Genomic DNA, 23,362 nt, shown 5'->3' on the forward strand with positions numbered 1-23,362 from the left:
AAATTGGAAAAGTGCGTTTCATGGTTATCCGTCCTTCTGAGCCAATGTGGGACTTTGATCCCGTCCGATGGTGACGCTTTGTTGATGGGTGCCTTTGATCACCTCCATCCGCTTGCGCTGACGGGGGGCCGGCACCTTAACCGGGGCCGCCTCAGGCTCCACCACCGGCAGAGTGTCCTTGGGCTGCATGGGCTCCAGGCTGGCGACCTGGACGTCCGCCGAATCATTGGGGTTACGAAGGGCCAGCTGGATGTTGCCCTTGTTGCGGGCGCTCATCAGGGTTTCCGCCTGCTCCAGGGTGACCTCCAGGGTCACGGCTCGCACCACCAGCGGCTGGTTGGAGTCCTGGTTGGCTTTTTGGTCCACCGCCAGCACCTTGAGGTTGCTTAAGATCACCTCGGTGTTGGCGGCCCAATCCACGCCGGCGTCCGGTCGCTGCTTGAGGGTCACCAGGACATCGACTCGGTTACCGGGCAACAGGAAGCCCGCCACCCCCACCACGTCGTTAACGCGGATGGTCACCGCCCGCATGTTGGGCGAGATAAGGCTGGCCAGCACACTGCCCTCCCCTTTAGGCGCCAGCTTCTGAGGACTGACGATGTCCCCCTCCACCAGGGGGAACTTGGACACCATGCCGGAGACTTCCTGCAGGTCGCTGTAGGACTTGGCGGGGGCCAGCTCCCGGGGCACGCTTCGCTGCACCAGGTGCTTCTCCTGCAAGATGGTGCCGGAGGGCACCGAGACCGCCATGGCGATCACCGGCACCGTGTCCGCCGTGGGGACTTGGGCCTGGCTTTGATCCAGCCAACGCTGGGCCATCAACACCGCGCCGACGCCAAAAGCGATGGAGATAAGAACGAAGACCATCGAGCGCATATCTCAACTCCTTCCATTAGCCGGTGCTGCTGGCTGTTGGGTGACTTACAGGGCTTAGCCCCTGACAAAATAGAGATCCCATGCCTTTTGAAGCAGCGTGCGATCCACTGTCCGCGGCAGGGCGTTGTACTTGATCTGGTCCGAGACAATGGACAGCAGATCCCGGGGATGACAGGCCAGCAGGGGCTTGTCCGCCTTGGGGTAGAGCTCCGACAGCATCCAGTCGGTCAGACCGGGCGCTTCGCTTACCCCGTATTCGTCGCAATTCTGGCGCCAGATGCGGAGGTAGGTCTCCCGCTCCAGGGCACCGAAATAGACCTTGTAACCGAGTCGACGTAGGAAGGCTTCGTCCACCAGTTCGCTGGGTGACAGGTTGGTGGAGAAGAGCAGCAATTGCTCGAAGGGCACTTCGAAATGCTCGCCACTGGGCAGGGACAGGAAGTCTCGCCGCTCCTCCAGGGGCAAAATCCAACGGTTGAAGATCGCCTTGGGGGAGACCGCCTGACGGCCCAGATCGTCGATCAGCAGGATGCCGTTGTTGGCCAACAGACCGATGGGCGCCCGGAAGGTGCGACTGGTGCTGTCCAGGCTGATGTCCAGCATCTGGGCGGTGAGCTCCCCGCCCACCATCAACAGGGGACGACGGCAGCGGTACCAACGAGCGTCGATGGCCTGGCCGAGGATGGCCTCGGAAGCGGCCTCCTCGATGCAGTGGTGGTAGTGAGGATCAAACACCTGAATGATGTGCCGCCCGACGCTGATGGCGTGGGGGATCAGCACCTCATCTTCGAACAGTCGGTTCAGCTGGCGACACAGAAAGCTCTTCCCGGTGCCCGGCAGACCGTAGATCAGCAAGGGGCGAGTGGAGTTCAGGGCCGGGCCGAGTTTGTCGATCAAGCCCTCGGGCACCACCACAGATTCCATCGCCCGCTCGAAGTCCTGACGGGTGATCTCATGGTTGCGGCTGGACTGCTCGCGGCACACCTGGGCGTAGCGGGCCAGGGGCACTGGAGCGGGCCCCAGGTAACCGCTGACCTCGAACAGCCCCTTGGCCTCCCGGCGCCCGGGGCCGCTTAAGCTAAAGCGCTGCTGGCCGGACTCACCGGAGTGGCGATTCTCCACCAACTCACTGCGTTTGGCCTCGGCTAGCAACTCCTGCACCACGCCACCGCGCAGGGCCAGGCGCTCGGACAGCTCTCTGAGCGTCAGGGTATCGCTGTCATAGAGGTGCTTGAGCATCAAGCCCAGCAGCAGGGTCAGGTCCAGCCCGGTGTCCGCCACGCAGGTGGGACTTTGCACCAGAGGCGAACGGGCGACCATCGCCTCTTCGTGGCTCGGCTCGGTCTCGGCGTTGGAAGACTTAAAAAACATCACGGAATCCCTCAGCTATAGGCCCGGAAAGGAGATGAACTGGGTGAGCAGCCACCCCGCCGCCAGGGCTGGCGCATAGGGCACCCGCGCCGCAGCGGCTTCGCCCTGCTCGGGCCGGAAGTAGGTGCGGGTGATGGCGCACTGGTAGTAGCGCTTGAAGGTGGCCACCAGCCCCTTCCACCCCACCTGGTTGAGCGCCAACAAAGGCGCCACCAGGGCTCCGGATGCGACCCCCAGGGCCAGCACCCAAAGCGTCAGCGTCGGCCCCATCAAGGCCCCCATGCCCATCATGAATTTGACGTCACCGGCGCCAATGAACTTCTTGAGATAGAGCGGCAGCAGCAGCAGGGCCACCAGGGTGCCTCCCAAAGCGGTGCCCAGGCCCGCCCAGCCATCCTGCAGACTGTGGTACGCCACGCCACAGATGAGGGCGGCGAGAAACAGCAGGTTGGGGATACGCTGAGTGCGGATGTCACTCACCAGGGCCAGTGCAAATCCGGCCAGGATCATCCAGCTCAGGGGATCGTCGTTGGGGGGAAAGCTGCTCATGGAATACCGTGCGTCTTAGGCTGTGTTTCTGCGCTGCCGTAACGCACGGATCGGCAACACGGAGAAAAGAGGAGGGCTCGCCTGTGTAACCAGGACGAGCCCATCAAACCAGTTACGGCGCAGTACAGTCAGTGGAGTTGCCATTTACGGCACTGCCCAGACATTCGATCTTGTCAGTGGCGTTTTCGCCCAGGGTGTTGAAAGCGGCAATCATGCCACCTACCACCAGGCCGCCGGCAATGGCGTACTCTACCGCAGTCAAACCGGACTCGTCGTTCCAGAACTCTACCAAGGCTTGCTTAAACATCATCGACCTCCAAACGTGGGAAACGCTTTTAAAAAAACACCGAAACATCCGTGTCGATGAGGGGAAAACCTTCCTGTAACCCCGGGATATGTTTAACGTTAGTCCAGTGCTCTGAAAAACGCCCTTTGAAAAATCCAACTTTTTCAGAACATTCAACAAGGACTGCCACAAACTTATAGAACCTCTGGTTATCAAGCCCCCAGTTAATGGATATATGATTTGTTCATATCGTTGTTCTATATCGCTTTTAAAATTTCCTGTCTCTCTGCTAATGCCCCGGTTGAATCACGGTCATGACTCAATCCAACGGGGATTCCCAGTGGGAGATAACCTGGAGTTTTGAGATAAGAAACGACATGCATACTGGCTATGCCCACCCACCCTTAAGGCATGTAAGCGCATTCAAATATCCCAGCATTTCAGTTGGTCTTAAGAGAGGGCCGTAGAAACACGGCTAATGGGGAGAATTGCCGGGTAACAGTTAGCGCCCAATCTGCCTCTTTTTGGGGCACCAACCCGCTTTATGTCAGAAAAGCGTCAAACTCAGGGGTTACGCGCCATGGAGGTGATATTCGCTTCCGCCACCCAGCCGTAGATGTCTTGCGCCAGTTGCACCCGATTATTGGGCCCCACCCAGGCGGGCATGTAGACCAGGTACACCGCCACCCGGGTACCGACGGTGCGCGTCTCCGAGCGCCGAGTCTCCAGGGCCAGTTCAATGGCACGACGCCGAGCCGGGGACTCGGATTTGAGGAGGAAGGCCAGCAGTTGGTCGTATTGGCCCACCCGGACACAGCCATGGCTCAGCGCCCGGTAATCCTGACGAAACAGCTGGGGCTGGTTGGTGTCGTGCAGGTAGATGGCACGGCTGCGGGAGAGATTAAAACGGGCCTTACCCAGGGGATTGGCCCGTCCCGGCGCCTGACGCAGTTGGTAGCGGCCCAGCAGCGCCCCCGGGTTATCGGTATCCACCTCACTCCAAGCCAGGGGCTGCTGATCGGCCCCGATCCATTGAAAGCCTTGTCGGGCCAGGGCGTTGGGATCCGCCTGCAGACTCGGCAACAGCTCGTTGCGGACAATGCTCATCGGCGGTGTCCAACTGGGGTTTAGGGTAACGCTGCTGAAGTGGCTGTTCATGATGGGCGTGGGGGTGGCCGGCTTGCCCACCACCACGGGCAGGGAGAGCTCCACCGCTTCGCCATTGAGCACCCAGGCCCGATACTGGGGAATGTTCACCAGCACCGAGTAGCCATCGAGGGCGTCGGGCAACTGGTACCATTGGCGCAGGGAGTACTGAATGGCGGCGATGCGCTCCGCTGAGCCCGCGCTTAAATGACGCTGCGTGGCCGCATCCAGGCGGCCGCTGCGCTTGAGGCCATTGAGCCCCTGGTACTCTTTGATGAGTTCGGTCAGCGGCGGGTCCCAGACATCGCGGTTGGCCAGGGTCGCAGAGAGGGTCTGGCCGATGCGCACCGCCATGGCCCGGCGCAGCTGGGCCAAATCGGGATGGCGTTGCCCCAGCCCCAGGGGCGCCAGGGGCGTCAGATCCGGTACCGCCACCGAGGCGATGGCCCGCTCCCGCTCAAGAGCCGTCCTTAATCGCTCAAACCCCTTATAATCCGGGCTCAGACTGTCGATAAGCGAAGCCAGGGCACCCTGCGACTCGGCCTGGGCAAGCCGCTCTCGGGCGGTGGCACCGGTCTGGCCCCGCAGCGACTGGCGCAGGGTTAAGAGATCCAAGGTGGCCTCGGTGATCGCCCTGTCCTGGGCCGGGATCGAGGAGAAGGGGCCGGGGCTCAACAGCCCAAGGTCCACCAGCAGGCGCTGATAGGGCATCACCTGGGGTGCCAGCTCGGGCGTCAACCAGCGCAGTTCGGGGGCGTCGTAAGACGAGTCGGAGGGGGTATCGCCGAAGGCCGGCGTCAGTCCAAGAACCAGGGCGCAAAGCCCAAATAACCATTGCCGCATCGCCACTCTCCTCCCCAAAGTGACGAAAGTATAGTTAATTCAGCGGGCTGTATAAGTGCTATCGGGCAGGACGCGCGGCCTTGGGGCCCCAGCCGGTGAGTTGACGCAGCCAGGGAGTCAGGCTCAAGCTAATGCCGGCGAGCAGCACCCAGACGCCGGGGCCACCGCGCTCCACCACGGTCATCACCAGTCCCAACACGTTCAGCGCCGTTGCCAGCATCATCAGCCACATGTTCCCAACCCCTGAATCGCAATCGTTAACGTTTAACCTACTGTGTGGCGACAAAATAAACAAGGCGCCCGCTGAAACTCTCAACGGGCGCCTTGTTGTTGAGCGTTGATGACCTCAGCTCATGGCCATCATCATCTCTTCCGGCTGCTCCAGATAGCGCTTCCAGAGATTGCAGAAGCGGGCAATGGTGCCGCCATCGATGACCCGATGATCCCCGGACCAGCTCACCTGCATGATGGTGCGGGCCTCCACCTCACCGGCATCGTTAAAGCGCGGCAGGGTCTGGAGCTTGCCCAGGGCCACGATGGCCACCTCCGGCTTGTTGATGATGGGGGTGGCCACGGTGCCACCCAGGGCGCCGATGTTGGAGATGGAGATGCTGCCGGACTTGAGATCCGCCGGGTCCACCCTGCCCTCCCGGGCCGACTGGGTCAGGCGGGTCACTTCGTTGGCCACCTCCACCACGCTCTTGTGCTGCACCTGTTTGACGTTGGGCACAATCAGGCCCAGCTTGCCGTCCACCGCCATGCCGATGTTGTGGTCGGCCACGTAGGTCAGCTCGCTGCAGTCGTCGTTCACCCGGCTGTTGAGCACCGGGAACTCCCGCATCGCCAGGGAGAGCGCCTTAATAAAGAAGGGCATCAGGGTGAGTTTTACCCCCTCCTTGGCGTACTTCTCCTTCAGGCGCAGGCGCAGGGCCACCAGCTCGGTCAGGTCCAGCTCTTCGCAGTAGGTAAAGTGAGGAATGCTCTGAACCGAGGCGGTCATCTGCTTGGCCATGGCCGCCTGGATCCCGCGGATGGGCTCCACCCGGTCCTCGACGCTGGCCACCACCGGGCGAGACACGGCCGGGCTTGGGGCCTCAGCAGGCACGGCCGGAGCCGCCTTGGCCGGCGCGCCGCTCAGGAAGGCCTCCACATCCTCTTTGTAGATGCGGCCGTTCTTGCCGCTGCCGGGCACCTGGGCCAGATCCAGGTCGTGCTCCCGGGCCAAACGCCGTACCGCCGGGCTGGCCAGGGCCTTGCCGCTGCGTACCGGAGCCGCCGACTGGGGCTCGGCAGATGCCGAAGCCGGGGCGGTCGGGGTGGCCGCCGGCGCCGCCTGGGCGTCACCGGTGACGGTCACCTCCAGGGCGAACAGCGGCTGATGCACCTTGGCCACCTGGCCTTTTCGGTAATAGAGGGTCTTGATGATGCCCGCTTCCTTGGCGGGGATCTGCACCAGGGCCTTATCGGTCATCACATCGCAGATGGGCTGATCCTCTTCCACCGGATCCCCCTCGCTGACCAGCCAATCCACCACTTCGCACTCGACGATCCCTTCACCGATGTCCGGCAGGATGAAATCCCGCACCTCGGTGGTGGTGGTCGCAGCCGGTTCGGCACTGGCCTCGACCGCCGGGGTGGCCTCCTGACCCTCCCCCTCCAGTTGCACCTGGAACAGGGGGTGATGCACCTTGGCGATCTCCCCTTTTTGGTAGTAGAGCTTGGTGACCACGCCGTCGTAAGGAGCCGGGATCTGCACCAGGGCCTTGTCGGTCATCACGTCCGCCACCGGCTGATCCTCTTTGATCACCTCCCCCTCGCTCACCAGCCATTCGACCAGCTCGCACTCCACCACACCTTCACCGATGTCCGGGAGGATAAAGTCCTTGATCATGTCCACTCCTTAGAAATTCACCGAGGCTTTGATCGCCTCGAAGATCTTGTGTTCGTTGGCCATGTGCTCCTGCTCCAGCATCAGCGGATAGGGGGTATCCAGGCCACAGACACGGGCGATGGGCGACTCCAGGTGGAGGAAGCAGCGGTCCTGGATGGTGGCCGCGATCTCACCGGCAAAGCCGCCGGTCAAGGGCGCTTCGTGACTGATGAGCAGGCGCCCGGTTTTGGCCACGGAACTGGCCACCGTGTCCACATCCCAGGGCAGCAGGGTACGCAGATCGATGATTTCGCAGCTGATGCCTAAGGACTCGGCGCGCTGGGCCGCCTTCTCAATCAGCTCCATCTGGGCGCCCCAGCCCAGCAGGGTGATGTCACTGCCCTCTTTCACCACCTCCGCTTCGGACAGCGGCAGCTGGTAATCCTCCTCGGGCACCTCGCCCACGGAGGCCCGGTAAATGCGCTTGGGTTCGAAGAACACCACCGGGTTGTCGTCGCGGATGGAGGCCAGCAGCAGGCCCTTGGCCTGATAGGGGTTGCGGGGCACCACCACCTTCAGACCCGGGGTCTGGGTGAAGTAGGCTTCCGGGGACTGGGAGTGGTAGTGGCCGCCGGCGATGCCGCCGCCGTAGGGGGTGCGGATGGTCAGGCCGCCGACGTTGAACTCGTTGCCGCTGCGGTAGCGGAACTTGGCGGACTCGTTCACGATCTGATCGAACGCCGGGAAGATGTAGTCGGCGAACTGGATCTCGGCCACCGGCCGGTGTCCCTGGGCCGCCAGACCATTGGCAAAGCCGAGGATCCCCTGCTCGGTCAGCGGGGTGTTGAAACAGCGGGACTTGCCGTACTTGTCCTGCAACTTGGCGGTGGCGCGGAATACCCCACCGAAGTGACCCACGTCCTCGCCGAAGCAGAGCACCCGCTCATCGTCGGCCATGGCGATGTCCAGGGCGTTATTGATCGCCTGCAACAGGTTCATTTGCGCCATCTTCAGGCCTCCTTGCCGGCGGTGACCGGGTACTGCTCGGGGTAGAGTTTGATCTGCTCGCGCACCTGCTCAAGCTGATCCGACAGGTGCTGAGGCACGGTGTCGTACACGTCGGACACCAGGGTGTCCAGGGCCGGCGCCGGCACCTTCTCGGCCACCTTCACCGCCGCCAGCACCTCCTCGCGGTAGGTCTGGTACAGCGCTTCGTCCTCCGCCTCGCTCCACCAGCCCTTGTTGATGAGCCACAGCTTGTAGCGGCGCACCGGATCGTGCTCCCGCCACTTGGCCTCCTCCTCCCGGGTGCGGTAGCCGCTGGGGTCATCGGAGCTGGAGTGGGCGCCCAGACGGTAGGTCATCGCTTCGATGAGCACTGGGCAGTTCTCCGACAGGGCGATGGCCCGGGCCTGCTGGGTGGCCGCCAGGACCGCCAGCATGTCGTTGCCGTCCACCCGGATGGTACGAACTCCGTAGCCAATCCCCCGCGGGGCGATGCCGTCGCCGGCAAACTGCTCGTTGGCCGGGGTGGAGATGGCGTAGCCGTTGTTGCGGCAGAAGAAGATCACCGGTGCCTGGTGCACCGCCGCCATGTTGAGGCCGGCATGGAAATCCCCCTCCGAGGCGGCGCCTTCGCCGAAGTAGCAGATGGTCACCGCCGGCTCGCCCGCCAGCTTCTGGCCGTAGGCGTAGCCCGCCGCCTGGGGAATTTGGGTGCCCAGAGGGGAGGAGATGGTCATGTAGTTGAGCGCGTTGCTGCCGTAGTGGATCGGCATCTGGCGGCCCTTGCCCAGGTCCTTGGCGTTGGAGAACATCTGGTTCATGAACTGCTCGGTGGAGAAGCCGCGGTAGCGCAGCGCCGCCTGCTCCCGGTACTGGGCCATGATCATGTCCTGGTCTTCCAGGGCCGCCGCGGAACCGGTGACCGAGGCCTCTTCGCCGATGCAGGTCATGTAGAAGCTGATCCGCCCCTGGCGCTGGGCCGCCAGCATCCGCTCATCCAGCACCCGGATAAAGGCGCAGGTGTCGTAGATTTTCAGGGCAAGGGGTTTGTCGATCATCGGCATTACGGCGTCGTCGTAAGGCGTGCCGTCGGCCTGCAGGATTTTCAGGGTGGGGATGGCCAAAGCCTGGCCCTCGGTAAAGGCGGCCTGGTGGCACACCGCATCCAAGGTCGAACTGTCCGTCATCGTTACTGTCCCGGGTAGGTGCTTTGTGACGCCCGGACCAAGGCCCAGGCACTTATTATCGTTATCTTTGTCGAGGCCACGTTACCTTTACGTAAACTGCTTCTCAACCTCCTTTATAGCAGCTCGGGCCAGTGGCCCCGACCCGGGCTGTACAACGGAATTTACAAGATAGGCGCTCATGGCGCTCATTCAAAGGGCTGATCCGGCCCCACGGGCACCACGGTCAGCAGGGCCCGTTGGCCATTGGCCACCCGGGCGTTGGGGAAGACGATCGCCTCTTCGGCCGCTGCCACCCGGTGTTGCCGCTCGGCGTCAGTGGCCAGCAGGTGGCCCCGGGGGAAGGGGGTGAAGTTGGCGGCGTCATCGGCAAAGGTGAAGGCAAAGGCCTCGCTGTGCTTGTCGATCACTTGGGCGACGTCGAACACGGTGATGTCGGCCCGGTCCACCGTCTCCAGCGCCAGGGACTCGTCCGCCAGCAATCGGCCCAGCTGGGTTTCCAGCGCGGCCAGACGGCTCAGATCGTTCTGACCAAAGGGGCGCACCTTGCCCAGCTCCACGGTGAAAGCGTCGGCTCCGAACTCGTTGGAGGAGAAGTAGCTGAAGGTGGTGGTGGGGTTGTGAGAGAGCAAGATGGTGTCCACCTCGCAGCTGGCCAAAAACTCGATCTGCTGCCAGCGCCAGGGGCGGCCGTGGCGGAAGGGATAGATGGCGAACTTCTCCCGCTTGGAGTCGCGAATGGCGGTGTGCAGATCGTAGTGGAAACGGGAGCGCCCCTCGCCACCTTGCTCGAAGAAGCGACGCACCTCCCCCTCGAGCAGGGCCGCGCGTTGGTGCTCGGCGGTGTTGCCCTGGCGGTGGGCGCCGCTGAACAACCGGTTGAGGTTCACCTCCAGCTCACGCTGGCCAGCCACCATGGCCATCGGATTGCCCAGCAGCACCAAAAGGCGACTGCGCAGGGGGCGCTGGCCGGTGAGCAGGTCCTGCACCAGGCGGTTGAGGATCTCGATAGGCGCGGTCTCATTGCCGTGCACCCCGGCGGAGAGCACCACATCCTGGGCGGTGGGCCCAGCAGGCTCAAGCCAGAGCACCCCGGTGTGGGGCAGGGAGACCCGGGTGCCATCGGCCAGGGTAAAGGCTTCGCTCTGGGGCAGGGTTTCGGGGTGGGCCAGGGTATGGGCAAGCAGATCCGAGTTGCGTTGTAACACCTAATTCCTCCGTGGGGGGCGCGGTTTTGGGCGCCATTGTAACAGGGGCATTACGATGCGCCATCATCGCACCTACAAGGGGGTTGGCAGCGACATGGTTTCGCGCTACATTAATGGACGTTTAGCCGTCCAAACATCCAGAGCTCGGGACGGTAATCAGAGGAAGGAGAGAGAAGATGCGTCAAGCCACCCTGGGTGCCGGCTGTTTTTGGGGCGTTGAACACTTTTTACGTCAGATCCCCGGTGTGGAGACCGTGGTCTGTGGGTACATGGGGGGCCATGTGGACCACCCCACCTACCCCCAGGTTAAGGCGGGCACCACGGGCCACGCCGAAGTGGTGCAGATCGAATTCGATGAGCAACGGGTCAGCCTGGAGGCCATCCTCGAGTTCTTCTGGCAGCACCACAACCCCACCACAGTGAACCGCCAGGGCGAAGACGTGGGCAGCCAGTACCGCTCGGTGATTTTCTTCCACGACAACGAGCAGCGCCTGGTGGCCGAGGCCTCCAAGTCCCGCCAGCAGCGGGAGGGGTTTTGGCAGGACAAGACCATCGTGACGGAGATTGTGCCGGCCTCCACTTTTTGGCCAGCCGAGGCGTACCACCAGAACTACCTGGCCCGCAACGAACTGCCCAGCTGCCACCTGCCCCTGTACTGAGCCCCATCAGGGGGTGAGCAGGCAGCGTGCCTCAAGCGCCTGGTAAAGTGCGCTCGCCTCCTCAATCCAGGCCTTGGGCAGCACCTGCCCTTCATACCTCGACGTCGGTGGCGGACGCAGTTGGGCCGCCGCCAATCGATGCCACTGTGAGCTGGCTGTCAGTCCCAGAGTGTCGGTGAGTCGAGCGAGCCCCGCTTCCCCCGCCCCACACAGGCCTTCGTAGTGCAAAAACGCCGTCTGTGGCTGGGCTGCCAGATGGCGATAGGCCGCCAGCCAGTACGCCAGCCAATAGGCCAGGCTGTCTGGACCAAGCCCCTGACTCATTTCGATAAAGCCGGGGAAGGCCACGGGGCGGTGCAGGTGGCCAAACTCGAAATGGCCGATGTAGGCCATGTAATCCCGGTTGAAGCGGTCAGCGTCGTGCAGGGTGAGAAATCGCTGATGCTGACGTTGCATGGAGATGGCGTGCTCCAGGGGGTGACGAAACGGCACCACCACCCGGGCATCGGGAAACTCCCGGCGGATCGCCGCCAGGCGCGCCACATTGGCGTTGTTCTTACTCAGGTACCGCCGTCCCTGGCGCAGCCAGAGCAGCTTTCGGATCTGGTCGGTCAACCCGGAATCGGCTGCATCCCTGCCCTCCTCCCACAGCAGGATGCGATCGTCTTGGTAATGGTCGGGAAAGGCCTGGCGCCAGATCACCTCTTCGAACGCCTCCAGACTGTCAAAGCCGATGGCGACGCCGTCACCGTGCATCCGCTCCTGCTTGGTCTCGGGGCGGATAAACCAGCGGGAAGCCCGGTGCCAGATCACCGGTGACTGGACGAACGGCATGTCCCGGTAGCTGTAGCTGACGGTATCCGGGTGGCGCCCCAGCAGCTCCAGCACCAAGGTGGTGCCCGCCCTGGGCAGCGCGGCGATAAAGATGGGCTGGGTCACGCGCTGGTTTTGCCAGCGGGAGCCATAGAGCGAGGACTCCAGCTCCTTCAGGGTGTCGGACAGCATCGGCAGGGAGAACACCATCCGGTGCATCCAGCGCTCCACCATGGAGTAGTTGCTCATGGGCGCACCGGCTGCGTTCGTCGCCGCCCCAGCCACCAGGCCAGGCCAATGACCCCCACCAGAGTGGCCAGCAGCACATCCAGGCGCAGCGAAAAGTCGTAAAACGCCGGGTAACTGACCAGGCCCAGGGTCTCGGCCAACAGCAGGGGCAGCAGCGCAGCGGCCAGGCAGAGCAGCAGTTTGCCCCCCATCACCGCCCCATCCCGCAACAGCCGCAAGGCGCTTTGCCGGGCGAGGTGCTCTTTGCGCTCATCGCTCAGACTCTTGTCCATCAACCCCAGGCTGGCCTGGCGGGTGACGTGGATGACGCCTCTTACCTGAGCCACCGCCCGAGTCTTTACGAACGCCCAGGAGAAGGCCCCCAGCACCAGGAGGTAGCAGACAAGCAGAGTCATTGTTGCTCCGGCTCGTCGCTCGCCTGGGACTCAGCCACCGGTGCCTCCTGCGCGGCCACCGGCTTTTGTCGCGCCCGGGCCATCAGGCGCTTGACCGGGTACCAGATGAACCCGAACAGCAACAGCACGATGGCGACAAGAAAGGCGACCACGGTGCCCAGGGCGGACAGGCCGGTGCCCGGGCCGACGTAGGCCGCGGCGGTCATGGGCAGGAGGCTGGCGGCCCCCAGCAAGAGGTGAAGATGACGCTTCATAGCTTGTCTCCTCGTTCGGCGCGCTGACACGCAAGCGCATCGCGCTGGAAATAGTCGGGCTCCACCCGTTGGGCGATGGCGATCAGGGAGGCCAGCTCCTCGTCGAAGGCGGAGGTGTACTGCCACACGGTCTCCCCCTCGCCGGTCACCTCGAACACCCGTCCGGCGCGGCTCTCGGTGATCAGGTAGTTGCCGTTGGCCAGAGGCTGCTGGTGGCCCAGGATGTCGGTGTAAAACGCCTGCTCGGCGGTTAAGGGGTAGAGGATCTGCACCTGGCCGCTTTGCGGGTCCAGCTCCATCAGGCTGCTGCCGGGCACCCGGTTGAACGCCAGATCAGTCAGGCCGTTGTTGAACACCAGGATGTTGCCGTTGGGGCGGATGTCAGGGTCGTGTTGGAAGATCCAGGGGCCGATGTAGTGCCACTTGAGCGCGCCACTGTGCTGGTCCATCACCGCCAGCATGTGCATCTGGCGCAAAGAGACCAGCAGATCACCGGCCTCCACCTGGTCCAGCTTGGCCGCCAGGGCGGGGGTCACGATCTCCACGTCGTTGACGTGGGTGACGTCCCCCCGGCGCCACTTCAGGGCGTTGAGCACCGCCGACTCCATGCCCGCGTCGTAAAGGGCCTGAAGCACCGACAGCTCCCGCACCACCGCGCCCTGCCCATCCACCAACAAAAGCAGGTTTTCATAGGAGTGCCCGACAAAATCCTTCTTAAACGCTTCCGCTTTCAACTCTTCTCGCGACACCCCCCCAAACAAGAGGTGTTCAGGGATGGCGTCTATCTCGCGATGCGCCGGGATCCAAAAGTCGCCGCTCGATGTCTGGGTCACCGAATGGTGGGTCATGCGGTCGACCGTCCACACCACCTGGGAGCACGCATTGAGCTTGACGGTACCTTTATCGCTCACATTGACGACAAGCGAGCCATCGGACAGCACGACAAAGCCCTGAGTGTGGTAGTTCTTGGGCGTCTTCGGTTTGAGCACTTCATCCAGGTGCTGGGCTTCGGGCCAGATGGCGAAGTAGTCGATCTCCCAGCGATGCAGCTCGTTGCCCGCCATGTTCACCGCCCGGATCTGGGTGCCGCCGGGCAGGGTGCCCTGGAGCAAGGTCACGCCGGGCCAGGCCTTCTCGCTCTGGTGCTCGGTGACCCCTTCCCCCGGGTAACGGATGGGCCCGAGCAGCGCCGGCCGGGGCGAGACGTAGGTGTTGTAGAGTCCCTTGGTCTGCTGCCAGCCGTGGGCCAGGAACTTGAACGGCTGCCACTGGGCGGCCCCAAACCAGCCCCCCAGCAGAAACAGGGCCACCGCCAACACCAGGCGAAATACCGACTCCGATGGGGACGCCTTTGCCATGGATTAGTCCTCTGCCTGTTCGCCGCCGGCGGTGGCCAGCGACGTCTCGGTTGGGCACAGCGGGCCGCGACGGTGCAGCTCCTCGCGGTAAAAGTTGCAGGCGGCCAGGCGCAGGCGCTCCGGCGTGCCGGACAGCGCCGTTGGGGCCGCGTCAGTGAGCTCGCCCGTGGCCAGCTCCACCAGTAGAAAGTCTTCCCGGCCGGGGTGGGAGACCAGTTGCCACCCCTCGGAGTAGGCCGCCAACTGCTTCTGGGCGATGAGCGCCACGTAGTTGTCCTGCTTGTACACCACCCGACCGCTGGGCCGCACCTCGTAGCGGCCAGCCGCCTCCTCGAGCACCTGGTTGTGGTCGATGTGGCTTTGGGTCAGGGCGTGGGAGTACAGGGAGGACTCCACAAACACCGTCCGCCGGTTCGGCACCTGGGCCGGACGCAAAGGCAACGCCACCCCCTCAAACCGGGCGTCGGGCTCCAGGCCCGCATCGCGCGAGAGCGCCGGGGCGATGTCCACCAGGGAAAAGGTGCCCTGAAGCGTGGCGGGCGCGTCCACCGGTTTGCCGTTTTGGAAGCGGGCGTAGCTCATCAGTACATCGGACTGGGGCTGGGTCAGCACGCTGGTGCCGTGGCCGCGCAGCCCCTTGGCCAGTTCGTTCAGCGCCGGGTCCGAGCTGTGCAGCCCATCGGAGGGCAGCCCCAGCCCCTCTCCGTGGTCGGAAAACAGCACCACCAGGGCGTTGTCCAGGTACCCCTGGGCGCGCAGCCCGTCCATAAACTGGCCGAATTGACGATCCATCAACCTGAGCATCTGCCGGTACATGTAGGACTGGTAGTTGCCCTGCCAGTCCTGGGGCTCCAGGGCCACGAACTCTTTCGAGGTAAAGGGCCAGTGAAGCAGACAGTAGTGCACCGAGAGCAGGTTGGGCTGGGTGGGCGAGAGCGCCTTGAGGGTGCTGTGATTGAAGGTAGTGGCGGAATAGGCCTTGCCGTAGGCCCGGTTGTTGTACAGGTAGGGCCACCAATGCCGGGCCCAGGCGAAGTTGAGCATCACATTGATGATGGGCAGATCGGCAAAACCGGTGATCAACGCATCCGCGGCCCCCACCTTGGGCCCCACCACCTGGGCAAAGCCGTAGTCGGTGTCGATGTTGTTAAAGCGCCGCTCGTCCATGGCGTAGACGCTGTGGTACCCGCGCTGGTTGAAGCGTTCAAGCAGCGGCAGCGGACGGGAAAACAGCTCCGGTGGTGCCAGGTTGAAGCGCACCCCGTGGCTTTTCGGGTACTGACCGGTGAGCAGGCTCATCCAGGCGACGTGAGTGCGCGCCATCGGGGTGTAACTGCGGTCGTAGCGCAGCGCCTTATCGAGAAAGCCGTTGATCCTGGGGGCCAGGGAGGGCTGCGCACCGCGGTAGGCCAACTGGTCGGGTCGCAGACCGTCGATGCCGATGATGATCACGTTGGGCTGAGCCTGGGGCGATTGTCCCGCCAGGGGGCGCATCGACAGCAGGGTGGCCCCGGCCAACAGGGTCAGCAGCACGCCGGCCCCAATGCGATGGCGGCGCCGGCCCAGGGCCGCCCCGATAAGGAAAAGCACCAGCACCGACAGCCACAGCAGGGTCAACGGAAGCGTGTCGGTCAGCCCGGAGTGCCTTAAGTAGGCGGTCAGTGAGGTGGGGTACCAGCGGCTGTTAAGAGCCACGATGGCGGTCAGGTGGAGCACCAGGACAAAGAGGATGAATAGGGCACGAAACCCGCGATGGGCAGAGAGGCGCTGACCACTGAACCCGCTGACCACCACCACGTAGGCCCAGATCAGGTGCACCACCAGCAGCGCGGCGAGGAAAAACAGCAAGTCGAGGACAAGGCCCCGGCTGACAAAATCGCCCAGCTCCATCTGGGTGACCACCTCCGCCAGGGAGAGGGCCGAGACGCCGCGCAGCGCCCCGCCCAGCAGGTAGAACATGAAACTGGCGTACAGCAGGGCAAAAAGCACCCGGATATATAGATCCTTGCCCGGTGCAATCTCGGCCTGGCTAACCTCCGACATTGGCCCCTCCCGGGTGCTCAAGATCAGCAGGCTCCCCCTGGATGTAAAACGCCGGCGTCTCGGCGGGAGCCTCTAAACCCACCGGCCAATCCCCCAGCAGGAGATAGCGCTCGGCCAGGCTGGAGTCCGGCTCCTCCACCCTCTGGATCGCCTGGGCCGCCTGGAAGACCGCCCAAAGCGCGCTGCCGTGCCAACACAGCATCCCCGCCAATGCCAGCACCAGCAATCCTGTTATCAGCTTCATGCCAACTCACCCATTGCCACACCAAGGTTTAGCCCCACATAACGGGCTAAGTGTAGACAACAATCTCCGCACCAGGCCGGAGTTGGCGATGTACATCAGTGACCTGCATGGGGTATGCGGCCGGGGCCAAAAACAAAAAAACCGGGCAGTGCCCGGTTTGTGGTATCAGCGTCGACGCTTGGCCCGTTTCTTGGCCCGGGCGTCCGCCTTGGCCTCCTTCTCCGCCTCGGCCTTCTCTCGGGCGATGGCCAGCTGGGCCTCTTCGACCTCTTTCATCTGGGGCGTCTCCAGGGTGATCCGCCCCAGGGTGCCGCTGCGCAGCTCGTTGATGAGGATGGTGCCGAACTTGGTGAAGTCCACGTGGCCTCCGGCGCGCACACAGCCACGCTGACGCCCCGCCTGCTCCATAAACTCCCAGTCGGTTTCCGGCAGCGTCTCCAGCTTGTAGCGGGCCTTAAGCAGCTCGGGATAGGTGCGCAGCAGGTATTCGCTGACGTAGCTGCCCACGTCCTCGTACACCACCACGGTGTCCCGCACCGCACCAGTAGCCGCCAGACGGTAGCCGTAGTGCTCGTTCTCCAGCTTGGGCCACAGCATCCCCGGGGTGTCGTAGAGCATGATCCCCTCCTCCAGCTTGATCCGCTGCTGGGCCCGGGTCACCGCCGGCTCGTTGCCGGTCTTGGCCACCACCCGCTTGGCCAGGGTGTTGATCAGGGTGGACTTGCCCACGTTGGGGATCCCCATGATCATCGCCTTGATCTGCTTGCCCGGCCCCACCTTGCTGGGCACCAGCTTCTGGCACAGCTCGGTGATCTTGTGCATCTGACCCACCTTGTCCTCCCCCAGGGCCAGGGTCTTCACCCCCCGCTCCTGCTCCAGGTAGGCCATCCAGGCCTGGGTCAGCTCAGGATCCGCCAGATCGGCCTTGTTGAGGATCTTGATCACCGGCTTGTCCCGGCGCAGCTTGGCCACCATGGGGTTTTCGCTGCTGTAGGGGATACGCGCATCGAGCACCTCGATGATCACGTCCATCTGGGGCATGACCTCTTTGATCTCGTTGCGGGCTTTGTTCATATGGCCGGGAAACCACTGGATCGACATCGGCATCTCTCATCTGTTGCGGTGGGCGAAGTGTACCCGCTCACCGGCCCGCCGTCATCGTTACCGGGGAGACGGTCGCAAAAACGGGGCCCTGGGGCCCCGTTACTGGGTCGAATGGAAACGCTTAGCTCGTCAGCTGGGCCAGCAGCGTCTCGGCATTGCTGACCTCGAACGCCTTGGGTGCCTCCACGTTGAGGTGGGTCACCACGTTGTCCTTCACCACCATGGCGTAGCGCTGGGCGCGCACGCCGCCGAAACCGCCGGTTTCCATGCTGAGCCCCAGGGCCTTGTGCACCGTCCCGTCGCCGTCGGCCAGCATGTCGATGGCCTCGGCGTTCTGACTGTCGCCCCAGGCCTTCATCACAAAGGCGTCGTTGACCGCCACGCAGGCGATGGCATCCACCCCAGCGGCCTTGAGTTTGTCCGCCAGCACCACGTAGCCCGGCAGGTGGGCTTCACTGCAGGTGGGGGTAAAGGCCCCGGGCACCGCAAACATCAGCACGGTGCGGCCTTCGAAGTAGCGGTTGTCCAGCGTTTGCATCCCCTGGCTGGTGAGCTGGGTCAGTTGCAGGGCGGGCAGGGTATCGCCAACGGCAATCATGAGGCTATCCTCGTCATTTGGGTGGACCCTAAGCGTACGCCGGATCCCGTCCAACAAACACCGAGAGTTGGTGTGGGATTGGGCTCAGCCTAGGGCCGGCAGGCGGTAATGGCGATCCCACAACTGGCTGTCGACGTTGAGCCACTCCCGCTCCATGATAAAGCCGGCGCGCTCCACCACCTTGCAGGAGGCGCCGTTGTCCCGGTAAACGAAGGCGTGAAGGTCCTGCCCGGGCTGAACCTGCTGGAAACGGTGGCCCCAGGCGCGCACCAACTCGCTGCCATAACCCTGGCCCCAGGTGCGGGACGCCAGCATAAAGCCCAGCTCCATCTGCTGCTTGTCGTTTCGCCAGGTGGAGAGGGTGCCTATCCCCTCCCCCAGCTCATCCAGGACCACCAGGGCAAAGGAATCGGCGGGCAGGGGCTGTCGCAGGCGGGATTTGACCTGATCGCGGGTCTGCACCGGGGTGTCGGTAAATCGCATTACGTCGGGGTCGCTCTCCAGCTGGTGGATCCAGTCGAGATCCTCCAGGGTACGGGGGCGGACGGTGAGTCGGGCGGTTGTAAAAAACATCGGGTACGGGCCTTTCGGTTTTGACCTCTTTGCTGAACAGGTTACCCAAAATGCATAGCCCCATACCCGACCTTTTTATAGCTTATGCAAAAAAAATGACTATCTATTGTTAAGCAATGGTGTCAACAGCGCACCCTTCGGCTGAACACCATTCGTTCAGCATCATGCCCTTGCACTCCTTTGTCGATTACACTGGCGAGATTCAATCGCCCAGGAGGTAGTGCCTGTCCAGCAGACCCGCCTCGTCATTGAGCCACTCCCGCTGAAGGCGAAATCCCACCTTCTCCAGGATGCGGCAGGAGGCCCGGTTTTGGGCAAAGGCGTAGGCGTGCAGGGGTTCACCGGGCAGCTGAGCTTGCAGGTAGGCCACCAAAGCTTCGGCCAGCTCCGACGCCAGCCCCTGGCCCCAGCGTTCCCGCGCCAGCTTGTACCCCAGCTCCCACACCCCCTCATCGTTCTTGTAGGCCGCGGCGGTGCCTATCCCCTCGCCCTGGTGGGTTTGCACCGCCCAAAGGCACAGCTCACCGTCGAGCCGGGTGCGCCCGGCCAGGGTCAACAGGGCGTGGGCCGACTGTTCCGGGCTCTGAGCCGGCCTGTCGGTGTAGCGCATCACCTCCGGGTCTCCCTCCAGGGCCGTGAACCAGTCCAGGTCCGCCTGGACCAGCGGGCGCACCCTAAGGCGAGATGTGGCAAAGAGTTCTTGTGTCATGAGTCCATTAATCCGACAAGTAGTATTCCACCGTGGACACCACCCGAACCTTCTTGATGTAGGGGGTGTTGGCGTCACGGTCGGTGATGGAGAACTGGCCCTGGCTGGCCCGCTTGATTTTGCCCAGCCGGCTTTGGGAGTCCTCGGCAAACTTTTCCGCCACGGAGCGGGCGTTGGTGGTCGCCTCCTCCACCATGGCGGGCTTCACTTCGTTCAGGCGCAGGAACAGGTATTGCACCGAGCCACGGTAGTCGTCCTGGCTGAAGACGATGCCCTGCTTACCCAGGGTGGACATCTCGGACATGGTGCGCCGGGCGCCCTCCACATCGTAGGAGTAGACCGTCAGGGTCTGGGTGGCGGAGTAGCGAAAGGGGATCTCGGCCCCGCCTCCGTACTGCTGAGCCAGCTTATCCACCACCGCTGGGGGCGCCACGGTAATGCTGTCCGGCGACAGGCCCTGGCGGTTGAGGAAAGTCTGGATGGTCAGCACGTCCGACTCCAGCTTGTTGTAAAGCTGGGTCAGGTCGTTGTCGGCGGCGACGATGCGGATGGGCCAAAGCACTACGTCGGCGGGAAACTCCCTCTCTGACAGCCCCTTGACGGTGACGGAACGGTCGTACTCCTTGATGGCCAGTGCGGCGTTGCCCACCAGGTAACCCAACAGCCCCAGCCCCACAACCAAACCCAGGGCGACGATCAGCGCCGGGCGCACGTACGCAGTTTTGACGTTCACCGGTGTCTCCTTGTCCTGTCGTTTTGCCTCAGTATCGGACCGAACCGGGCAAAAGCCCAACCCCCGGGTCGAGCGCCTAAAAAAAAGGGGCGCCATGGCGCCCCTGAGTTCCTTAGCCGCCGCTGACCTCGGTGATCAGCGCCTGAGCCTCACTGAGCAACCGCTCCAGGTGAGCCTCGTCACGGCTGCTTTCGGCGTAGATCTTGTAGATGGGTTCGGTGCCCGAGGGGCGGGCGGCAAACCAGCCGCTGTCGGTGGTCACCTTGAGCCCGCCGATGGGCGCGTCGTTGCCCGGGGCCCGGGTGTGGGTGGCCACGATCGCCTCCCCCGCCAGCTGATCCGATTGCAACTGACTGGGGTCCAGCTGCTTGAGCGCCCGCTTGATGGCGTCGGTGGCCGGCGCGTCGAGGCGACGGTAGTGGTGGCTGCCGAAGCGCTCGGCCAGGGCCGCGTAGCGCTGGGCCGGGCTTTGGCCGGTGACCGCCAGGATCTCCGCCGCCAGCAGACAGAGGATGAAACCGTCCTTGTCGGTGGCAAAGGCACGCCCCTGACGGTCCAGGAAACTGGCGCCGGCGCTCTCTTCACCGCCGAAGGCCAGCTGCCCGCGTGTCAAGCCGTCCACGAACCACTTAAAGCCCACCGGCACCTCCACCAGGGGGTGACCATGGGACGCCACCACCTTGTCGATGATGGCGCTGGAGACCAGGGTTTTGCCCACAGCGATGCCCTCGGGCCACTGGGGCCGGTGGGCCAGCAGGTAATCGATGGCCACCGCCAGGTAGTGGTTGGGGTTCATCAGACCGGCATCGCGGCAGACGATGCCGTGGCGATCGGCGTCCGGATCGTTGGCCAGGGCCAGGTCGAAGTCGTCCTTGATGGCCAGCAGCGGCGCCATGGCGCAGGCGGAGGAACAGTCCATCCGGATCTGGCCATCCTTATCCAGGGCCATAAAGCCAAAGGCGGGGTCGACCCGCTCGTTGACCACGGTGAGATCCAACCCGTAGCGTTCGCCGATGCGTTGCCACACCGACACCGCGGCGCCGCCCAGGGGGTCAACGCCTAAGCGGATCCCGGCTTTGGCGATCGCCTCGAGGTCCACCACGGAGGCCAGGGCCTCGATGTACTCGCCAATCAGGTCCCGCTCCTCCACCAGTGCAGTGGCCTGGGCCACGTCACGGCTGACCCAGCGCACCCCCTCCATGCCGTGGGCCAGGTAGTGATTGGCGCGCTCGGCGATAAAGTCGGTGACGTCGGTGTCCGCCGGCCCGCCGTGGGGCGGGTTGTACTTGATGCCGCCATCCGCCGGGGGGTTGTGGCTGGGGGTGAGGATGAGACCATCGGCCAGGGCGTCCGCCTCCCCATCACGGTTGAAACGAATCACGCCGTAGGAGAGTACCGGGGTGGGCAGAAAACCGCGGTCCTGCTGCACGTGTACGGTGACACCGTTGGCGGCCAACACCTCGATGGCGGAGAAGAACGCCGGTTGGCTCAGGGCGTGGGTGTCAAACCCCAGCAGCAGGGGGCCGTGGATCCCCGCCTGCTGGCGATAGTCCACCACCGCCTGGGTGATGGCGCGGATGTGGGCCTGGTTGAAGCTGCGCTTGAAGGCGCTGCCCCGGTGGCCGGAGGTGCCAAAACTGACCTGCTCCTCGGGGTGATCCGCTCGGGGGGCCTGGGTGTAGTAGCAGCTGATCAGATGGGGGATGTCCACCAGATCAGAGGGGCGTGCCGGGGTGCCGGCATTAGGGTGCAGCGCCATGGAACTTCCTTGTAGTGCGTTAAATTTGCTGGGCAATGCGCTGGGCCATCTCGGACTGACAGCCGAGCAGAGCCAGCACTTCCTCAAGGATAGCGCGCTTTTTGGCGGTGTTGTTGTTGGCGGAGACCCAGAAGGGGCTGGCGCCGATCTGCTTGGGGTTGGCGCTGGCGCTGGCTTTGAGCAGCCCCTCTTTGCTCTGGGAGAAGTAGAGGCGATCGCGGCCACGGATCTCCAGCACGCCGGAGAACGCCCCCGGGTGTTGACGGTAGAGGCAGTCCAGCAGGTAGACAAAGCGGCCCACGGCGCCCTTTTGACGCTCCAGGTTGTCGTCGCCCACCAGGTCATCGAACACGCCACTCTCCGCCGCGACCGAGCGCACCGGGGTGGTCGGGGTCGGGGTAGCCACCACGGTCCCCTCCATGCCCGGCTGGCTCACCTGTTCCGGGATCGACTCCTGCCCGGCGGTCACCTCCAGCCCAAGCAAGCGGCGCAGAATGTCCGAGGCGCTCTCGCCGATCTGCTGGGTGTTGGAAGCGATATGGCGGTAGAGCTCGTCGTCGATCTCGATGTATTTCATGGTGTTCCTGTCAGCTTTTCTGCACAAAATCAGCCGCATTATAACGAGCCCGATGCGCCTCGACCATGGCTAAAACTTGCATTGGCTGGGCCGGGGTGGGCACAATCCGCCGCCAACGGATTTTGGCAACCAGGGTGTACCCATGCAGTATCACGAGGAAGGCAGCGGACCGGCAGTGGTCCTCATCCACGGGCTCTTTGGCGACAGGGACAACCTGGCGGGGCTGGGACGGGTGCTGTTGACCGAAGGCTACCGGGTGATCCGGGTGGACCTGCGCAACCACGGCCAGTCCGCGCACCAGGACACCATGACCTTCGCCGAGATGGCCGAAGACCTCGAGCAATTGCGCCAGCGTCTGGCGCTGCCCCAGATGGCCCTGGTGGGCCACAGCCTGGGGGGCAAGGTGGCCATGACCTACGCCCAAGCCCACCCCCAGCGGGTGACGGCCCTGGTGGTGGCCGACATCGCACCGGTGGCCTACTCGCGACGCCACGACACCATTTTGGCCACACTGGCGAGCATCGACGCCGAGGGCCTGCCCTCGCGCAAAGTGGCCCAGCAGCAGCTGATGGCTGCCGGCATCGACGGCGGTACCGCCCTGTTCCTCACCAAGAACCTCAAGCCTCGTCCCGAGGGCGGCTTCCGCTGGCAAATTCATCTGCCGGCCATCGTCGAGAACTACCCCCAGCTGATTGGTGCCCTGCCCGACAACGCCCCCTACCCCGGCCCGACCCTGTTTCTTAAGGGGGAGCACTCCGACTACCTGCTGCCGGCTCACCAGGGCGAAGTGGTGGCCCGCTTCCCCCAGGCCAAGGCACGGGTGATCGCCGGGGCCGGCCACTGGCTGCACGCCGATAAACCCCAGCTGTTCAACCGCCAGGTGGTGCAGTTTCTTGCCGGGGCGACGGGGCGGTGATGCCATGGTCAGCCCCATGCGCCTGTGCTATAGTGCGCGC

At 63.8% G+C, this 23,362-nt stretch carries 25 protein-coding genes; 2 read left to right on the top strand and 23 right to left on the bottom strand.

Going from position 1 to position 23,362, the window contains the following annotated elements:
* Positions 1 to 24: 24 nt before the first annotated feature.
* From cpaB to astE, 10 genes are all read right to left on the bottom strand, one after another.
* The gene (gene cpaB, locus KUV81_RS07925; RefSeq protein WP_222543273.1) at positions 25 to 876 is read right to left on the bottom strand and encodes a Flp pilus assembly protein CpaB; all 852 of its coding nucleotides are present in this window, start codon (positions 874 to 876) and stop codon (positions 25 to 27) included.
* Positions 877 to 930: 54 nt separating this feature from the next.
* Positions 931 to 2,247 (bottom strand): AAA family ATPase, encoded by a 1,317-nt coding sequence (locus KUV81_RS07930; protein ID WP_222543274.1) that lies wholly within the window; start codon positions 2,245 to 2,247, stop codon positions 931 to 933.
* A gap of 15 nt (positions 2,248 to 2,262) precedes the next feature.
* Complete coding sequence (locus tag KUV81_RS07935; RefSeq protein ID WP_222543275.1) at positions 2,263 to 2,796, bottom strand: prepilin peptidase; 534 nt, start codon at positions 2,794 to 2,796, stop codon at positions 2,263 to 2,265.
* A 112-nt stretch (positions 2,797 to 2,908) separates the two neighbouring features.
* Positions 2,909 to 3,106, bottom strand: coding sequence for a Flp family type IVb pilin (locus KUV81_RS07940; RefSeq protein WP_222543276.1), 198 nt, complete (start codon positions 3,104 to 3,106; stop codon positions 2,909 to 2,911).
* Positions 3,107 to 3,646: 540 nt separating this feature from the next.
* Entirely contained in the window at positions 3,647 to 5,071 is a 1,425-nt protein-coding gene (locus KUV81_RS07945; RefSeq protein ID WP_222543277.1) for a L,D-transpeptidase family protein, read from the bottom strand.
* 58 nt (positions 5,072 to 5,129) lie between these two features.
* A complete protein-coding gene (locus KUV81_RS07950) occupies positions 5,130 to 5,303 on the bottom strand; it encodes a hypothetical protein (RefSeq protein ID WP_222543278.1) in 174 nt (57 codons plus the stop codon).
* 114 nt (positions 5,304 to 5,417) lie between these two features.
* Positions 5,418 to 6,962, bottom strand: coding sequence for a dihydrolipoyllysine-residue acetyltransferase (locus KUV81_RS07955; protein ID WP_222543279.1), 1,545 nt, complete (start codon positions 6,960 to 6,962; stop codon positions 5,418 to 5,420).
* Positions 6,963 to 6,971: 9 nt separating this feature from the next.
* Positions 6,972 to 7,949 (bottom strand): alpha-ketoacid dehydrogenase subunit beta, encoded by a 978-nt coding sequence (locus tag KUV81_RS07960; protein WP_222543280.1) that lies wholly within the window; start codon positions 7,947 to 7,949, stop codon positions 6,972 to 6,974.
* A 2-nt stretch (positions 7,950 to 7,951) separates the two neighbouring features.
* Positions 7,952 to 9,133, bottom strand: coding sequence for a thiamine pyrophosphate-dependent dehydrogenase E1 component subunit alpha (locus tag KUV81_RS07965; protein ID WP_222543281.1), 1,182 nt, complete (start codon positions 9,131 to 9,133; stop codon positions 7,952 to 7,954).
* Positions 9,134 to 9,318: 185 nt separating this feature from the next.
* Positions 9,319 to 10,338 (bottom strand): succinylglutamate desuccinylase, encoded by a 1,020-nt coding sequence (gene astE / locus KUV81_RS07970; protein WP_222543282.1) that lies wholly within the window; start codon positions 10,336 to 10,338, stop codon positions 9,319 to 9,321.
* A gap of 176 nt (positions 10,339 to 10,514) precedes the next feature.
* On the opposite strand from astE, the gene msrA reads away from it, so the two are divergent.
* Positions 10,515 to 10,997, top strand: coding sequence for a peptide-methionine (S)-S-oxide reductase MsrA (gene msrA / locus KUV81_RS07975; RefSeq protein ID WP_222543283.1), 483 nt, complete (start codon positions 10,515 to 10,517; stop codon positions 10,995 to 10,997).
* A gap of 6 nt (positions 10,998 to 11,003) precedes the next feature.
* Here msrA and KUV81_RS07980 read toward each other — a convergent pair whose 3' ends face one another.
* The 13 genes from KUV81_RS07980 to seqA all read right to left on the bottom strand — a co-directional run bounded on the left by KUV81_RS07980 (position 11,004) and on the right by seqA (position 22,406).
* A complete protein-coding gene (locus KUV81_RS07980; protein ID WP_222543284.1) occupies positions 11,004 to 12,059 on the bottom strand; it encodes a sulfotransferase in 1,056 nt (351 codons plus the stop codon).
* Positions 12,056 to 12,454 (bottom strand): hypothetical protein, encoded by a 399-nt coding sequence (locus tag KUV81_RS07985; protein WP_222543285.1) that lies wholly within the window; start codon positions 12,452 to 12,454, stop codon positions 12,056 to 12,058. The genes KUV81_RS07980 and KUV81_RS07985 overlap by 4 nt, the downstream gene beginning before the upstream one ends.
* Entirely contained in the window at positions 12,451 to 12,708 is a 258-nt protein-coding gene (locus KUV81_RS07990; RefSeq protein WP_222543286.1) for a hypothetical protein, read from the bottom strand. Before KUV81_RS07990 ends, KUV81_RS07985 begins: the two co-directional genes overlap by 4 nt.
* Positions 12,705 to 14,066 (bottom strand): arylsulfotransferase family protein, encoded by a 1,362-nt coding sequence (locus KUV81_RS07995; protein WP_222543287.1) that lies wholly within the window; start codon positions 14,064 to 14,066, stop codon positions 12,705 to 12,707. The genes KUV81_RS07990 and KUV81_RS07995 overlap by 4 nt, the downstream gene beginning before the upstream one ends.
* A gap of 3 nt (positions 14,067 to 14,069) precedes the next feature.
* A complete protein-coding gene (locus KUV81_RS08000) occupies positions 14,070 to 16,109 on the bottom strand; it encodes a sulfatase-like hydrolase/transferase (protein ID WP_222543288.1) in 2,040 nt (679 codons plus the stop codon).
* The gene (locus tag KUV81_RS08005; protein WP_222543289.1) at positions 16,096 to 16,353 is read right to left on the bottom strand and encodes a hypothetical protein; all 258 of its coding nucleotides are present in this window, start codon (positions 16,351 to 16,353) and stop codon (positions 16,096 to 16,098) included. Before KUV81_RS08005 ends, KUV81_RS08000 begins: the two co-directional genes overlap by 14 nt.
* A gap of 165 nt (positions 16,354 to 16,518) precedes the next feature.
* Complete coding sequence (gene ylqF / locus KUV81_RS08010; RefSeq protein ID WP_222543290.1) at positions 16,519 to 17,454, bottom strand: ribosome biogenesis GTPase YlqF; 936 nt, start codon at positions 17,452 to 17,454, stop codon at positions 16,519 to 16,521.
* Between the two features lie 124 nt (positions 17,455 to 17,578).
* On the bottom strand, positions 17,579 to 18,055 hold the full coding sequence (locus KUV81_RS08015; RefSeq protein WP_222543291.1) for a peroxiredoxin: 477 nt from the start codon (positions 18,053 to 18,055) through the stop codon (positions 17,579 to 17,581).
* Positions 18,056 to 18,139: 84 nt separating this feature from the next.
* Positions 18,140 to 18,628, bottom strand: coding sequence for a GNAT family N-acetyltransferase (locus KUV81_RS08020; protein ID WP_222543292.1), 489 nt, complete (start codon positions 18,626 to 18,628; stop codon positions 18,140 to 18,142).
* A 202-nt stretch (positions 18,629 to 18,830) separates the two neighbouring features.
* On the bottom strand, positions 18,831 to 19,337 hold the full coding sequence (locus tag KUV81_RS08025; protein ID WP_222543293.1) for a GNAT family N-acetyltransferase: 507 nt from the start codon (positions 19,335 to 19,337) through the stop codon (positions 18,831 to 18,833).
* A gap of 7 nt (positions 19,338 to 19,344) precedes the next feature.
* Positions 19,345 to 20,070, bottom strand: a complete 726-nt coding sequence (locus KUV81_RS08030; protein WP_315900053.1) for an SIMPL domain-containing protein — start codon at positions 20,068 to 20,070, stop codon at positions 19,345 to 19,347.
* Between the two features lie 112 nt (positions 20,071 to 20,182).
* Entirely contained in the window at positions 20,183 to 21,829 is a 1,647-nt protein-coding gene (pgm, locus tag KUV81_RS08035) for a phosphoglucomutase (alpha-D-glucose-1,6-bisphosphate-dependent) (RefSeq protein ID WP_222543295.1), read from the bottom strand.
* Between the two features lie 19 nt (positions 21,830 to 21,848).
* Positions 21,849 to 22,406 carry a replication initiation negative regulator SeqA gene (seqA, locus tag KUV81_RS08040; protein WP_222543296.1) on the bottom strand — a complete coding sequence of 186 codons (558 nt, stop codon included), beginning with the start codon at positions 22,404 to 22,406 and terminating at the stop codon, positions 21,849 to 21,851.
* Between the two features lie 142 nt (positions 22,407 to 22,548).
* Between seqA and KUV81_RS08045 the strand changes: the two genes are divergently transcribed.
* The gene (locus tag KUV81_RS08045; protein WP_222543297.1) at positions 22,549 to 23,322 is read left to right on the top strand and encodes an alpha/beta fold hydrolase; all 774 of its coding nucleotides are present in this window, start codon (positions 22,549 to 22,551) and stop codon (positions 23,320 to 23,322) included.
* Positions 23,323 to 23,362 lie beyond the last annotated feature (40 nt).

The sequence above is a fragment of the Ferrimonas balearica genome, assembly GCF_019802085.1.
GTDB lineage: Bacteria > Pseudomonadota > Gammaproteobacteria > Enterobacterales > Shewanellaceae > Ferrimonas > Ferrimonas balearica_B.